The following is a 14,801-nucleotide window of genomic DNA, read 5'->3' on the forward strand; positions in this document are numbered from 1 at the left end:
GAAACTTAAGTATCAATGGCATTTGTTTAAAATTTTTGTCTTTTATTTCAATGAACTTCCATCATACATTTAACAACACAACCCGATTTAAAAGTACACGACCTTTAAATACTCATTATCTAGTACATTATTACATCAACACTATTAATCTCAATACTTCGTGTATTTTATTGATCTTTGTTTTTAACACACTAAAAACCAGAAGCCTATTCTCCTAATGATCAATAAAATACTTTTCTAAACATGGAGTAATGAATCTAAATTTTTTAATTATATGACTACAACAGATCGTATTTGGCTTAAAAACTATGGGAAAGGGGTTCCTCATGATATTGATATTGAACAATATCCTTCTCTAATTAGTTTTATTTCAGATAATCTCAAAAAATTTAAAAATAAACCAGCATATACTTGCTTGATTGGGAGCAATCAGAAAACCTTAACGTATGGCGATGTAGATCGCCTGTCGAATGCTATGGCTGGATACCTACAGTCTTTGGGCCTTCAAAAAGGAGATCGTGTAGCCATTATGTTACCTAATATTGTACAATATCCCGTTGCCTTGTTTGGTGTAATGAGGGCAGGACTCATACCTGTAAACACCAATCCACTTTATACAGGTCGTGAAATAAAACACCAGTTTAACGATGCTGGAGTAAAAGCAGTTATCATTGCCGAAAACTTTGCACATGAGCTAGAAAAAGTAGTCAAAGAAACAGGCGTTAAACATATTGTTACCGCTTCTATTGGAGGTATGTTTGGCGGAGTAAAAGGATTTATTATCAACACCGTTCTTAAATTTAAAGGAATGGTCAAGAAATTTAATCTTCCTGGTGCTGTTAAATTTCCTGCTGCAATCAAAGCAGGTATGGGCAAAAAAGTTACTGAATATCCTGTTACCAAAGAAGATATGGCTTGTATCCAGTATACTGGTGGTACGACAGGTGTTGCCAAAGGAGCAGTATTGACTAACCGCAACTTGTTGTCAAATATGGCACAAATGAGTGCGTGGCTGAGTGGTGTTGATATGAAAGAAGGACAGGAAATTATGCTAACGCCGCTACCAATGTATCACATCTTCTCGTTTACGGTCAACTGTTTGTGTATGTCTAACTTTGGAGCCCTAAATGTTTTGGTTCCTAATCCTAGAGATATTCCTGGTTTGGTAGATGTCATTGCTCGAACAAAGCCAAGTTTAATGACAGGAGTCAACACGCTTTACAATGCATTATTAAACAACGATGACTTTAGAGCCTTAGACTTCTCTTCTTTAAAATTTGCTATTGGAGGCGCTATGGCGATACAAGGTCCCGTTGCAAAACGTTGGAAAGAAGTTACCAATAATGAATTATTGGAAGGATATGGAATGACAGAAACTTCTCCTGTGGCAAGTGCCAATGCTTTTGGGAATGTTCAAACAGGTACTATTGGTTTGCCAATGCCTTCTACCTATATGCGAATCATGGATGAAGATGGAAAAGTTCAAGGACCTGGCGAAGGACGTGGAGAAATTCAAATCAAAGGACCACAAGTTATGCAAGGGTATTACAATCGCCCCGAAGCTACTGCCGAAACATTTACAGAAGATGGTTGGCTAAAAACGGGTGATGTTGGTATTATGCTAGAAAATGGAGCTTTCAAGATTGTGGACCGTATCAAAGATATGATTTTAGTCTCTGGCTTCAATGTTTATCCTAATGAGATCGAAGATGTACTGGCTTCTCATCCCAAAGTTCTAGAAGTAGCAGCTGTTGGAGTTCCTGATCCAAAGTCTACAGAAGCGGTCAAGGTATTTATTGTAAAAAAAGATGCCTCCTTGACAGAAGATGAAGTACGCTCTTTCTGTGTAGAAAACTTCACCGGTTACAAAAAGCCCAAGCACATTGAATTTAGAGAAGAATTGCCTAAAACTAATGTGGGTAAAATCCTTCGTCGTGCTTTACGAGATGAAGCTAAGAAGTAATCGCTGTTTATTATCATTATCATAGCTGGCTAATTACAATAAGCCGCTATAAATTATAAAATAAGTCGTGGGAATTTATTTTCCTACGACTTATTTTTAATTACATCAAACTACTTCCAACCTCACCTACCTCCTTTTGTTCAACTCAAACAACACTTTTCCTCTCTGTTTTTTTTCACCGCAGAAAACCTCTTGGTCTGGACATTCTAACTGATAAAAATATAGTTTCTTTTTTTTGAACTCAAAACCATATTTTACCGAATTGTCTCGCCCTTTATTAAGCCAAACTTGATCTACTTCTTTATTACTGCTATAATGAACAACTGGATAGTACGTAGTTAGCCCCACCTTCTCCATGCCCTTTATTCTACCATCTTTAAGAAATTCTACCAATTTTCCATTCCAATCGTATGCACCTGTAAATAGTATTTGTTGCACCAATACAATGTCCTTGTTCTTCACATCTGTTTCCTCTTTAAAGCGCAAAAATACTTTATTCCCCAGTTGTAATTTTTGGTTGGATAGCAACTTGGCGTTTAACTTAAGTTCATGATTAAAAACACTACTAAAATAGACGCCATTCATATCTCGATCCAACAACCAATCATCGCCCTCTTGGAATGAAAGAATAAGTTGTTGAAAGGTATCTACTTTGATCTGTACAACTTTCGTTATTGTGGCTTCATCTGCTTGCTGAGGAGACTGCGTCAATCTCAAAACATTTAGATACTCTTGATTAATCCAATTGCCTTCCAGTCGTTTTGCTATCTTTTCTAACGGCATGTTTTGATTCATGCCACAAGCTCCAAAAGCCCAGCAATAAGCAATCACAACAGCAAAACAGACCATTTTTTTCATTTACTATTCTTTCATTAGTCCGCTAGTTTAGCGAACTATTAATTCTTTCATTGTTAACATTTAAGGGTACACTCTCGCCCCAAACAGTAACGATCCGACCCGCACCAAAGTACTTCCTTTGTCCAGCGCAATTTCGTAGTCGCCAGACATACCCATTGATACCTCTTTAAACGATTCGTTATCAGCAAAAAACTCCTGTTTATATTTTTCAAAATATTGTCTTAAACATTCAAATTCTCTAGCAACTTTGGTTGTATCATCTGTAAATGTTGCCATTCCCATTACCCCAACAATTCGAATGTGTTGCATTTCTTTATAAACCTTAGAGCTTAACAGCTCAACACCTTCTTCATAAGACAAACCAAACTTAGTAGCTTCTTCGGCAATATGAAACTGTAACAAACAATCAATTACTCTATCTACCTTTTGTGCCTGTTTATTAATTTCTTTTAGCAATTTAAAACTATCGACAGAATGAATTAGAGAAACAAAGTCAGCAATGTATTTTACCTTGTTGCGTTGCAAAGTACCTATTAAATGCCATTCAATGTCTTTAGGCAAAGCAGCTTGCTTTTCAACTAACTCCTGCACTTTGTTTTCGCCAAAAATACGTTGTCCCAAATTATACATTGTTTCAATATCTTCTTTGGGTTTCGTTTTTGACACAGCTACTAAATTTGCCGCCTTATCGTTGACTTTTTTTAAAACGAGTTTATAATTTTCTTCATTTACCATTACTATTTTTTTTCTATTTTTTTCCTTGCTTGAGTTTATATTTTATATTTTTCTATACGAAATCGAATTACAAACCTACTAATACTCGATTCCTGCCCATAATAGTAGTTTATGCTTTTTTTACTTTAAAGATTATTATTCGTAACAATAATTTAATACTATGTTAACGAAACTTAAGCTTTGAAGCCTTACTTTTGCGACATCAAAGAACAAAATAATTTATTTGCTTTAACAATCCTAATTTATTATAACAAGAGAAAACTAAAGAATTTATTATTTTATAATAAACTGCTTTCATGAGCATCATTAATGCCCTTCTCTCAATTTCATTTAATGAATCAAAAATATTTTATATTTTGAGCATTCAAAACCATTATTAATTTAGATTAAAGATGAATTCAAGCGAATACAAAATACTTATTGCAGACGACGAGCCAGATATTTTAGAGTTTGTATGCTACAATCTTGCTAAAGAAGGTTTCGAAGTGACTACAGCAACGAATGGTTTAGATGCACTAAAAAAGGCGAAAGAACTTAAACCACACTTAATACTTTTGGATATTATGATGCCAGAAATGGATGGTGTAGAAGTTTGTAAAGAGTTGCGCGCCATACCTGAGTTTGAAAATACCATTATTGCTTTTTTAACTGCTAGAAGTGAGGACTACTCCCAAATTGTTGGTTTTGAAGTAGGTGGTGACGATTATATCACCAAACCCATTCGCCCTCGAGTACTAATTAGTAGAATCAATGCCTTATTGAGACGATTCAACAAAAAAAGTACTCAAACCGATAAAAACATCATTCAAGCAGCTGATTTATACATCAACAAAGAGCAATTTATTGTCCAAAAACAAGGCTCTGACGATAAGATAACTTTAGCGAAAAAAGAATTTGAATTGCTTTGTTTGCTAACTTCCAAACCTGGGAAAGTTTTTACAAGAGAAGAGATTTTTAATAAAATTTGGGGCAGCAATGTTATTGTTGGTAACCGTACCATTGATGTGCATATCCGAAAAATTAGAGAAAAAGTCGGTGAAGATTACATACAGACAATCAAAGGAATTGGATATAAGTTTGATTTCTAAGCTAGATTTTGTATATTTAGTTACTTGGCAGTAGTAAACTATATTATAACTTAATACAAATCAATAGTTTGTTAAAACCAGAATGTAACAACATTAGGTAATCAATCAACAAACTATTAACTAATATAATAGCTACCATAAGAATACAGTTAAGCACTTTTAACTGTATTTTTTTATTTCTACAGTACTTATACGTGACCAACAATTACTTTAAAATTTGTTCCTTATAAGAAGGCTGCCTAAACTTCACAAGTTGTTGAATAATTCATCTAAAAATTAGCCCAAGCTATCTGCAAACTTTTCGCTTCAAAGGGGCTAGATGTTAGGTAATTCCATCAAAAAAAGATCCAACTTAAACTATCTTAACAAATGCTTTTTTTTACTACTAAAAATCCTAGTCCAGAACAGCTTGCTTGGCTAACAGCAGCAAATAATGCAGGTATATTATTCTTATTTACCTTAGGTGCCAAATTACTATTTACCAACAGCATTACATGGACACTCGTTTTCTTAATTCCAGTTATCTCATTGGGCTTCGGGTATTTGGCAGTTTACGACTCACTCCGCCGATTTATATACCGAAAAATCAAGTTAATTTATAAAACCATCCATAGTATGAAAACACCAACAACCAATACTGTTGTTAGTGTAAACATGAAAAACCATATGATTGACGAAGTCGAACAAGAAGTAATAGAATGGGCGCAAAATTGGACCAAAGAAATTTCTTCTCTAAAAAGCATGGAGGTTTATCGTAGAGAGTTTTTAGGAAATGTTTCTCACGAATTAAAAACGCCTATTTTTAATATACAAGGCTATCTACTAACCCTTCTAGATGGAGGCATGGAGGATCCTGATATTAATTACAAATATCTAACTCGTGCTGCTGAGAACACCGAAAGAATGGAAAAAATCGTAGCGGATTTGGGCTACATTTCTAAATTTGAAGCAGGCAAATTACAACTGCATTTAACCGATTTTGACATCTGCAAATTGGTCAAAGATGTTTTAGAAGATAGCGAACTCAAAGCTTCTGAAAAAAATATCAGTTTAGCACTTAAAAACAGCAACCAAAAACCATTAAAAGTTACTGCTGACATAGAAAGTATTCGTAGAGTTATTGTTAACTTGATCAGCAACTCTATCAAATATGGTAAAGAAAATGGACAAACCTTAGTTGGTTTTTATGACTTAGACAATAACATTTTGGTCGAAATATCTGATAATGGAAAAGGGATTGCCCAAGAACACATCCCCCGATTATTTGAACGTTTTTATCGAGTTGATAAAGGGCGCTCTAGATCGGAAGGCGGCTCTGGCTTAGGTCTTGCCATTGTAAAACACATTCTAGAAGCACACCAACAAACCATAACTGCAAGAAGTAGAATCGATGTTGGGTCTACATTTGGCTTTACACTAAAAAAAGCAGAATAAAAAAACGCTTTAAGTGTCTTTGGAGCACTTAAAGCGTTTTTATCTTTTAAATTGACTATCTTCTAACTTTTAGCCGCACTATCTGCTTCACCTAATTTAGCATTGATATTATCTAATAACTCTATCGTACTAATAGAATCCTCGTCCATACCTTGTGCTTTAGCTGCTTCAATAGCCTTTTCTGCTGCTTTTTTAGCCTCGCTGTAATTTTTCATTTTATACAACAAAAAAGCTTTGGTATCCAAATTAAAATAGTTAGCATCTATTTCTACAGAACGATTTACCCAGCCCAATGCCTCTTTCATTTTCTTGGGATCATCCTCATTTTCATAAACATCCCAAGCAGCTTGGTTTAATTCCGTCCAACTCCTTGCTACCTTTAGATATTGACCATGCGCTTTTGCTATTTTAGCCTCGTCAGGTGGTGTTTCCATAGTTGCCTTAATATAAGTCAAACGTTTCTTGAATTCTTTCTTAGCATCAGGAAAAACCTCCAGCAATTCTTTACTAAAAGCTTTTGCTTCCTTTTTGTCTTCCATTTTGGCTACCGTCCAAATCCCATAGGCATACGTATTCTCTAATAATTGAGCAACATCTTCTTTACTAGTTACTTTTTCATAAGCAGCTCTATTTTTTAAAAGATATTGAGTTATAGGACTTTTGAAGTCGCTAAACCGATGTGTAACAGCCGCCATTAAGTTCAAGGATTCAGCAGTTTGCTTTTCAACATCTGATGTTTTTTCCCAGTAAGTGTTAAAAGGCGCTTCCATATCTTCTCCACAATCACTTAGCACTCCAAGATAAGTAACTAAAAAATCCTTGTCTCGTGCTCCTTCTTCATACTTTTTTATAAAAGATGCCAATTGTTTGGCTGGGTCTAATGCATCGTTGCACAGTTCTATCAACCCGTCGGCATCTCGAGCACCAATTCCCTTGTGAATCATCTTTCCTTCTGCATCAAAATAAAGTAAGGTAGGATACGCTACAACATTGTTTTTCTTGGCAAAATCAGGTCCCTCCCCTTTTTCCATATCCATTTTATAAGCAATAAAATTTTGCTTCATATAAACTCCTACTTGCTCTTGACTAAAAATATTTTTTGCCATCCATTTACACGGTCCACACCAGGTAGTATATGCATCTACAAAAATAGGCTTATTTTCCTTAGCTGCTTTCTCCTTTACCTCCTCCCATGTACCTTTTTCGAATACAATTTGAGCATTTATAGTACTTCCAGCTAATATTAAGCCCAATAATGTTAAGCCTCTAAAAAGCCCCTTGTTTTTTAACATATTTATATTATTTTAAATTATATATTCGTATCTTTTGTTAATATTACAAATAAATGTTCAGATTCTATCTCTTGCTCTTGTTAAATAGTTCTTAACAAACTTTACCTTTTTGACTTTCAGACAATGGTTATTTTAAGCATAACTTATAGCATTTCCATTTTAATTAATTGAATCACTTACCTTTCAGTTGAGAGAGATATGACTTATTAATACTTCTGTACAACAATATAATTTTTCATTAATTTTTCCGAATAACGCTTTCTAGTACTTTGTGCTTTGCATAATGAAACGATTCGTTTGCTTTGAATAAGTTACATCATATATTTTGTAATTCTTTGACTAGTTTTTTTATTAAAAATTAAAATTTTAGTATCTTACTGTTACAATTAATAATTTATTTTTTATATATTCAATCCATAAATAGAAAGCCATTTACATATCTTAAAAAAATAAATACTTTCACCCCACACTTTCCCACATTAATCCTGTATATTATTTCCAAAGATAATATACAACCTTAGAAGAATCACTATTAAATTATTGATGTTAATTTAAAATTTTCATCAAAAGAAAAAACTAAATTCATGAATTTTTTTATCTATGTAAACAGTTTAAAAAAACTCCCTTTTCTTTGATCATTGGCAATAAAGAGCATTTTATTACTTTTCTTCAAAATTATTTTGTCCCAAGTATAATTTGAGTTTTGTTTATTTTCTGCAAAAGATAAACAATCCCCTATCGAATAAAAAAGTCTCTAATGATACATCAACATATCAAAAGAGACTAAAAATTTCCTTGCTGCAACAAGGAAATAAAACTATTGTTTCACTTGTAAATCTACACAAAATGTTAGTAAACACCCTATTTTATCAATTAATATTTTCTGTCCTATCTTTTACTGGAATAAAAAACGCATTTCCCCCTCATTAATGCCTGTTTTAATCGCTTGGTTAGCTAAGCTAATGCTATGCGGTTTCAACGAATTCTTGTAGTAATATTACAACGCCAATTATATACCAAAAGACATAAACACATAGTTTTCAGTTTAGAGAAGTAGTGAGCTCTAGTTTTATTGGAACCGTGTGCTTTATAAGAGCTTTTCACAAGGGGGTAGTGCCTCTTTCAGCGCTCTTTTTGAGGTAGTAGAAAATATCGACTACCACTAAAATAACTGTTTAAATGATCTAAAACCTTGGCTTATACCTAGTGTTTTATAGGCACAGGCAGTAGTGAGCCTGTCCGAAAAAAGCATTTATTAGATGATTTAAATTAAAGTTAGAACCAACTGATTTTCGTATCAGTTGGTTTTTTATATATTAAATAGACCATTAATCCCTTTTTTTGATTCTACTTTTTTCTATCCATCTATTAACAATATCATTCTAACAATAAAAAGTAAAATTAGCAGGCTACGAATTTCCCATTATAAGTAAAAATGCTTACTTTTGCCCTCATTATAAATCCTGCTACTTGTTTATCAAGCGACACAGGGTATTTTTGACTAAAAAAAGTTAATTAAAAATGGCTTTAAAAATCCGTTTACAGCGTAAAGGACGCAAGAAGAAACCTTTTTATCACATCGTAGCAGCTGATGCTCGTGCTCCACGTGATGGTAAATTTATTCAGAAGATGGGTACTTATAACCCATTAACTGTTCCTGCTACTATCGAGTTGGACATTGATGCAGCTTACGACTGGTTGATGAAAGGTGCGCAACCAACAGACACTGCTCGCGCAATTCTTAAGTTTAAAGGCGTATACTACAAGAAACACCTTCAACGTGGTGTAGCTAAAGGTGCCTTTGACCAAGAGACTGCTGACAAAATGTTGAATGAGTGGCTAGAAGCAAAAGAAGCAAAAGTTGAAAAACGTAAAGATGCTACTAAAGATGCTGCTGAAGCTCGTCGCAAAAAAATCTTCGGTGTTGCTCCTGTCAAAAAAGAAGAGCCTGTAGAAGAAGCTGCAGAGGAAACAACTGAAGAAGTTGCTACTGAAACAGCAGAAGATGCAACTCCAACTGATGACAACGCAGAAGCTTAGTCTAAAGTTGTTTCTCCATTAATTGGAGTACAATCAAAAAAGCGAAACTCATGAAAATGAGTTTCGCTTTTATATTTTTATCGGTTCTACGTTTGTTACTCTTTCTCAAACCGCATTTCTTGAATCAAATAAGTACTTCCTACTTTCTTAAAGAAAATATATACTCTATATTTCCCTCCTCCTGCTGATAAGTTTCCAATACAATAGTAAGAGGCTCCATCTCGAGCACCACCACTATGAACCAAACTACAACTGCTTGGGCTGTGTTGTTGAAAAAAGCCATTAACTACTGAAATAGCTTGGGCTTTAGCATAAGAACCGTCTTTATCTCCTACTGTAACTTCTACATTAGCATCCATATAAGTTCCTATTTCTGTTGTGTTGCCTGCTTTTATTGCGTTAATTACAGCATTAAAATTAGGCTGTCCGTACAATGATGTTGCTACCAATAGTAGTAATAGTGTTTTCATGATTTTAAAATTGACTTGTCATAGAATTTGATAGTTGACCTTAAGTTGCCAAAAATAAGTCTGCCATTTTTAATAGTTTCTCTGAACCTAATTCTTTATATTATAACAAAGATATTCGTTCTTCTGTTCCTCCTTTTTGATCTTAATCCTTAAACTTCATAGTAAAAAACGATGCTCACAATATCCCTATTATATTTTACGTTAATTACATTAGCCCACTAAAAATACGTAACAGCAACGCAATTAACTATTTTCGTTTCAAAATAACTGGTGGACTATGATAAAATAGTAACGATTTTATTTTTTCTTTATTGTCTTTGTTCTCAAACAAATTAGTGAAGCGTAATACTCTATCTAGTAGTATTGGGGGGAAACAAGATATTTGTCACTACACAACTATCAGGTAAAGGTTTTTTTTAGAGTATAACAAAACTTTGTCTTACCAAATAGCTTAATAGTGTACTCGGATAGATCCTATCAGGATGTAATTATCGTTGAATATAAGGCAATGATGTTATGTTTTGTAAACATAACACATGGTTTGTTTTAGAACAGTTACTTTTTTCTCTTTTGGCTTAAATAAAAGTACAATCAAAAAAGGAAAACTCATAAAATATTCAATGTTTTTTCTATCTTTGTCCCCCTTGTATACAAAAAAACGTTCCATAACCTATTAATACAATTCCATTATGTTTGGAAAAAATGGTAATACCCCAAAGAATAATTCAAAGTCCTCAACCAATACCACTTCCTCTTTAGAAGTTTGTAACATTGCTTTAGGCACAACCATAGAAGGTAGTTTTAAAGCAGAAGCAAATATTAGATTGGAGGGCTCTATTTATGGTAATGTTTCTTGTTCTGGTCGTATTGTAATGTCAAAAAATGCATATATCAAAGGTGATATTATCTGCCAAAACATTGTTTCTGAAGGGAAAGTAGAAGGGAATATTGTTGCCAAAGAAAAGGTTCACTTATTTGCAACAGCTATTGTTGAGGGCAATATCAAATATACTAAATTACAAATTGAAGAAGGGGCTATTTTTAATGGTCAAGCTATGTGCGCCAAAAGCACAACAGCACCTTCTATAAAAGAGGGTTAAAATGCTCAAAAAAACGTTGATTCAAAGTTTACATTTTTTTTCACGTAGCATTCCTTTACCTTGGCTTAGGGCTCTTAGTGGTCAACGTTTTATCTCCATTTTTTATCATACGATTAGCAACCAAGAGCTTCCTCATATCAAGCATTTATACCGCGTTCGTAATACTACTTTATTTGAACAAGACTTGGATTATTTGCTAAAATTTTTCACTCCAATTGGTATAACCGAATTAATTGAAGCCATCTATCATGAAAAACCCTTACCTTCAAATGCTTTTTTTCTTAGTTTTGATGATGGGTTAGCCGAATGTTACCATGTGATTGCTCCTATTCTCAAAAGAAAAGGAATCCCTGCTACTTTTTTTATCAATTCAGACTTCGTAGACAACAAAGGGCTTATGTTTCGCTACAAGGCTAGTTATTTAATCGAAGAATTAAGTAAACAATCCATCCCGCATTCAAAAATTGCTCCCTTTTTTAAATCTTATCAGCTGCCTTTTTCGGATTTAAAAAGTAGTCTACTATCTGTTCGGTGGTTGCAACAAAACTTACTAGATGATTTAGCGGCTGCCTTTGATGTTGATTTTAACAGTTTTTTGAAACAACAAGAACCCTATTTGACCCAGCAAGAAATTTCCCAAATGATTGCCGATGGGTTCACTTTTGGTAGTCACAGTCAAAATCACCCAACTTATAATGCGATTGAGTTAAAGGATCAAATACAGCAAACTCTTTTAAGTCAAACTTATCTGAAAGAAGTTTTTCAACTTCCTTATCAAATTTTTGCCTTTCCTTTTACAGATAGTGGTGTTTCTAAGGCTTTTTTTGATAAAATTTTGGGAGAAGAGAAGTTTCAACTTACCTTTGGAGGAGCAGGACTTAAACACGAAACTATCCAAGGACAATTGCAGCGATTTGGCATGGAAACCCAGCAATTAAATTCCCCCAAACAATTGCTCCATACAGAGTATTGTTATTATATCATCAAGTCTATTTTTAGAAAGAATACGATTTATAGAAGTTAAGATGGCACTTAAAATCACAGTTATTGGTGCTGGAAATGTTGGTTTCCATTTGGCACAACGTTTATATAAATATGGGCATTGTATTTGCCAAGTATTTAGCCGTACTCCAGCAAAAGCATCTCACTTAGCAAAACTTGTTAAAGCTAAAGGAATCAGCAACTTAAAAGACATTTCTTTAGAAGCAGATATCTATATATTAGCTATAAAAGATGATAGCATAAAAATTATAACTGAGGAAATTTCTTTTTTAGGAAAGTACAACAAACTAATTGCCCATACCTCTGGTTCTGTTGCTAGCGATGTTTTTACCAAGCATTTTGCCAATTACGGTATTTTTTATCCCCTTCAGACCTTCTCAACAACCAAGAAAGTAGATTTTGAAAAACTTCCTTTCTGCATTTACGGCAATAATTCTTCTACAGAAAAACAATTGTTCCAATTAGCTGAAAGTATTTGCCCCAATGTCTACTTGATTAATGATGAGCAGCGAGCTATTTTACACGTTACAGCAGTTATTGTTAATAATTTCAGCAATTATCTTTATGGAATTGCGCACGATATTTGCGCTGATCAAAATGTTCCCTTCGACATTCTAAAACCATTAATTTACGAAACCGTTCGAAAGATTGATTTATCTAGTCCACAAGATGTGCAAACGGGTCCAGCTGTTCGAGGAGATTTAGACACAATCGCCAAACACATTGAGTTCTTAAAAAAATATCCTGACCACCAAGCACTCTATGAATTGATAAGCTCCAGAATTATTAACCAAATTAAACAACGAGCATTGGTAGACAAATAGGCAAACAAATTCAACCATTAATATTATGAGAAAGGTTCTATTATTCAGCAGTTTAGCTTTTTTAGCTTTTCTAAGTTACTCCTGTGAAAAAGAAATCAACCTAAAAGCGCAAACGCCTCCTGGACAACTTTATGCCAATTCAATTCTCAACCCTGATAGTGTCTTTAGAGTATTCATTAGCTACTCCACGGCTATCACCGCACCTCTAAACGAAATTGAGGACCGACTCACACAGGCTATTGATGCTGTTGTGGTCATAAAGGATGATAATGGAGCTATTATAGACACCTTAGAATTTATTCAAAAGGTTTATTCGGGTATCAACAGCAGCTTTTTAGTTTTTGAATCTATCGAGGGTTTGCGCCCCTTGCCGAGCCAAACATATGAATTGTATGTTAGTGAACCAGCTATTAAAAATAGTAAAATCATCTCTGCACAAGCAACGCTACCAACTTCATTCGCTCCCATTTATGCTAAAAAGCGAAACCCGAGACGTGTAATCACAGGTACCGACCAAACTTTTGCTATAGATTTGGCTTGGGAAGATCCTAATCCTCAACAAGAAAATCTATTTATTATAGAAGCAACTTATAGAAATATCGACTGGGCTTGGGGATTTCCAGAATTAGCCAAAAGTGAATTATACTCTATTGCATCTGAGAACGACAATGAAGAAATTGGTCCTGCTAATGGTAAATTCTTTTATATTTTTATTGATGATAATAAGCTTCGAGACCGTCAACGTACGGATAGTATTTTTACTAGAATAGGAGTTCTTACCCATACATTTGACCAATGGGTAGATTATGGCAATCCTTTTAGTAGTGAACTTTTAATTCATGTCCACCATGTTAGCGAAGATTTGTACGACTATTATCAAGATGTAGAGAAATATAGAATTAATAGCTCTGGAACCGACATATTTGCTCAACCTGTCCCTGTTAGAGGAAACGTTCAAGGAGGTTTGGGGATTCTAGGAACAGAGATTGTACAAGAAGCTGTCTTGATTTATCAATAAACAAACAAAGGAAAAACCCTTTATCAATTACTCTAACAACCGAATGCCTCTATCTTCTAACGAGATTCGTTTTTCTTTGTACAACGCCCCAATTGATTTTTTAAAGGTCTTTTTGCTCATTCCCAACTGTTTTTTAATTAACTCTGGGCTGCTTTTGTCTGTCAACAAGAGGTAACCATCTCGTTTTTTTAAGAGATTTAAAATCTTTTGCGCGTTATCTTCCACTTTGGCATAACCATCTTTTTCTAAACGTATGTCCAATTTTCCATCTTCGCGAACTCTATGAATATAAGCCGCTCTTGTCATGCCTACTTTCAAGTTCTCAAACAACTCATTGGCATAAATTAATCCTTTGTAACGATTATTAACAATAACATTAGTTCCCAATTCTGACCTTCCCCAAACAGTAACAAGCACCTCATCACCTACTTCTACTACATCTTCTTCTACATCCACTAGATCCAAAAATTGTTCAATTTTAGTAGACCCTGCCAATCGATCCGTTTGCCCATCTAAATACATATACACTAAATAGTACTTATCTACTTCCATAGCTACTTTTTGTTCTCTAAATGGAATAAATAAGTCTTTTCCAACACCATAATCTACAAAAGCACCATGTTCGCTTACATCGGACACCTTTAAGCTCGCAAACTCATACAATGTTATTTTAGGTTCTTCAGTAGTTGCCACCAACCGTTCTTCGTTGTCTCTATAAATATAGACTTCTAAATAATCTCCAACAGCTGTTCCTTCTGGAATGAACTTACCTGGCAATAGCACATCATTCCCCTCTTTATCCTCTAAGTATAAACCATGAGGGGTACTTCTAGCCACCTCTAATAGGTTATATTTTCCTAATTCAATCATTTTTATTTTAAATTAATCGTTTGCTAGCACTGCACCCAACAAGCACTTAATCAGCTAATACAAATACGTTTTTTATTTTTCAATTTCCTGCTTTTAATTCCCTTACC

Annotated in this window: 13 protein-coding genes; 8 read left to right on the forward strand and 5 right to left on the reverse strand. The window is 34.2% G+C overall.

What is annotated here, in order from left to right; translation table 11 throughout:
- Window positions 1-274 precede the first annotated feature (274 nt).
- Window positions 275-1,963: an AMP-binding protein gene (locus CG11_RS13725; protein ID WP_052597116.1), complete on the forward strand. Its 1,689-nt coding sequence runs from the start codon at window positions 275-277 to the stop codon at window positions 1,961-1,963.
- Between the two features lie 126 nt (window positions 1,964-2,089).
- Here the strand turns inward: CG11_RS13725 and CG11_RS13730 are convergent, their stop codons facing one another.
- Together CG11_RS13730 and CG11_RS13735 are read right to left on the reverse strand one after the other, a co-directional pair.
- On the reverse strand, window positions 2,090-2,821 hold the full coding sequence (locus CG11_RS13730) for a hypothetical protein (protein WP_052597118.1): 732 nt from the start codon (window positions 2,819-2,821) through the stop codon (window positions 2,090-2,092).
- Window positions 2,822-2,881: 60 nt separating this feature from the next.
- Entirely contained in the window at window positions 2,882-3,556 is a 675-nt protein-coding gene (locus CG11_RS13735; protein ID WP_052597120.1) for a YggS family pyridoxal phosphate-dependent enzyme, read from the reverse strand.
- A gap of 392 nt (window positions 3,557-3,948) precedes the next feature.
- On the opposite strand from CG11_RS13735, the gene CG11_RS13740 reads away from it, so the two are divergent.
- Window positions 3,949-4,644, forward strand: a complete 696-nt coding sequence (locus tag CG11_RS13740) for a response regulator transcription factor (RefSeq protein ID WP_052597123.1) — start codon at window positions 3,949-3,951, stop codon at window positions 4,642-4,644.
- Window positions 4,645-5,013: 369 nt separating this feature from the next.
- A complete protein-coding gene (locus CG11_RS13745; RefSeq protein WP_052597125.1) occupies window positions 5,014-6,078 on the forward strand; it encodes a cell wall metabolism sensor histidine kinase WalK in 1,065 nt (354 codons plus the stop codon).
- A 62-nt stretch (window positions 6,079-6,140) separates the two neighbouring features.
- On the opposite strand, the gene CG11_RS13750 is transcribed toward CG11_RS13745, so the two are convergent.
- Complete coding sequence (locus CG11_RS13750) at window positions 6,141-7,370, reverse strand: thioredoxin family protein (protein ID WP_052597127.1); 1,230 nt, start codon at window positions 7,368-7,370, stop codon at window positions 6,141-6,143.
- Between the two features lie 1,521 nt (window positions 7,371-8,891).
- Between CG11_RS13750 and CG11_RS13755 the strand changes: the two genes are divergently transcribed.
- Window positions 8,892-9,410, forward strand: a complete 519-nt coding sequence (locus CG11_RS13755; RefSeq protein WP_052597129.1) for a 30S ribosomal protein S16 — start codon at window positions 8,892-8,894, stop codon at window positions 9,408-9,410.
- A 95-nt stretch (window positions 9,411-9,505) separates the two neighbouring features.
- On the opposite strand, the gene CG11_RS13760 is transcribed toward CG11_RS13755, so the two are convergent.
- Window positions 9,506-9,880 carry a DUF4783 domain-containing protein gene (locus CG11_RS13760; protein WP_052597132.1) on the reverse strand — a complete coding sequence of 125 codons (375 nt, stop codon included), beginning with the start codon at window positions 9,878-9,880 and terminating at the stop codon, window positions 9,506-9,508.
- A gap of 689 nt (window positions 9,881-10,569) precedes the next feature.
- Between CG11_RS13760 and CG11_RS13765 the strand changes: the two genes are divergently transcribed.
- Genes CG11_RS13765 through CG11_RS13780 form a run of 4 tightly spaced genes read left to right on the forward strand, consistent with a single transcriptional unit; the run spans window position 10,570 to window position 13,824 of the window.
- Complete coding sequence (locus CG11_RS13765; protein WP_052597135.1) at window positions 10,570-10,980, forward strand: polymer-forming cytoskeletal protein; 411 nt, start codon at window positions 10,570-10,572, stop codon at window positions 10,978-10,980.
- Between the two features lies 1 nt (window position 10,981).
- The gene (locus CG11_RS13770) at window positions 10,982-12,004 is read left to right on the forward strand and encodes a polysaccharide deacetylase family protein (protein WP_052597137.1); all 1,023 of its coding nucleotides are present in this window, start codon (window positions 10,982-10,984) and stop codon (window positions 12,002-12,004) included.
- 1 nt (window position 12,005) lies between these two features.
- Complete coding sequence (locus CG11_RS13775) at window positions 12,006-12,806, forward strand: Rossmann-like and DUF2520 domain-containing protein (RefSeq protein WP_052597139.1); 801 nt, start codon at window positions 12,006-12,008, stop codon at window positions 12,804-12,806.
- Window positions 12,807-12,831: 25 nt separating this feature from the next.
- A complete protein-coding gene (locus CG11_RS13780) occupies window positions 12,832-13,824 on the forward strand; it encodes a DUF4249 family protein (RefSeq protein ID WP_052597141.1) in 993 nt (330 codons plus the stop codon).
- Window positions 13,825-13,851: 27 nt separating this feature from the next.
- Here CG11_RS13780 and CG11_RS13785 read toward each other — a convergent pair whose 3' ends face one another.
- Window positions 13,852-14,694, reverse strand: coding sequence for a S1 RNA-binding domain-containing protein (locus CG11_RS13785; RefSeq protein WP_052597142.1), 843 nt, complete (start codon window positions 14,692-14,694; stop codon window positions 13,852-13,854).
- Window positions 14,695-14,801 lie beyond the last annotated feature (107 nt).

Source organism: Aureispira sp. CCB-QB1, from assembly GCF_000724545.1.
In the GTDB taxonomy this organism is placed as follows: Bacteria; Bacteroidota; Bacteroidia; order Chitinophagales; family Saprospiraceae; genus Aureispira.

Coding starts and splice junctions, on each gene's coding strand:
- CG11_RS13780 (WP_052597141.1), top strand. CDS start 12,832: ATGAGAAAGGTTCTATTATTCAGCAGTTTAGCTTTTTTAGCTTTTCTA.
- CG11_RS13770 (WP_052597137.1), top strand. CDS start 10,982: ATGCTCAAAAAAACGTTGATTCAAAGTTTACATTTTTTTTCACGTAGC.
- CG11_RS13750 (WP_052597127.1), bottom strand. CDS start 7,370: ATGTTAAAAAACAAGGGGCTTTTTAGAGGCTTAACATTATTGGGCTTA.
- CG11_RS13785 (WP_052597142.1), bottom strand. CDS start 14,694: ATGATTGAATTAGGAAAATATAACCTATTAGAGGTGGCTAGAAGTACC.
- CG11_RS13735 (WP_052597120.1), bottom strand. CDS start 3,556: ATGGTAAATGAAGAAAATTATAAACTCGTTTTAAAAAAAGTCAACGAT.
- CG11_RS13725 (WP_052597116.1), top strand. CDS start 275: ATGACTACAACAGATCGTATTTGGCTTAAAAACTATGGGAAAGGGGTT.
- CG11_RS13760 (WP_052597132.1), bottom strand. CDS start 9,880: ATGAAAACACTATTACTACTATTGGTAGCAACATCATTGTACGGACAG.
- CG11_RS13740 (WP_052597123.1), top strand. CDS start 3,949: ATGAATTCAAGCGAATACAAAATACTTATTGCAGACGACGAGCCAGAT.
- CG11_RS13775 (WP_052597139.1), top strand. CDS start 12,006: ATGGCACTTAAAATCACAGTTATTGGTGCTGGAAATGTTGGTTTCCAT.
- CG11_RS13745 (WP_052597125.1), top strand. CDS start 5,014: ATGCTTTTTTTTACTACTAAAAATCCTAGTCCAGAACAGCTTGCTTGG.
- CG11_RS13755 (WP_052597129.1), top strand. CDS start 8,892: ATGGCTTTAAAAATCCGTTTACAGCGTAAAGGACGCAAGAAGAAACCT.
- CG11_RS13765 (WP_052597135.1), top strand. CDS start 10,570: ATGTTTGGAAAAAATGGTAATACCCCAAAGAATAATTCAAAGTCCTCA.
- CG11_RS13730 (WP_052597118.1), bottom strand. CDS start 2,821: ATGAAAAAAATGGTCTGTTTTGCTGTTGTGATTGCTTATTGCTGGGCT.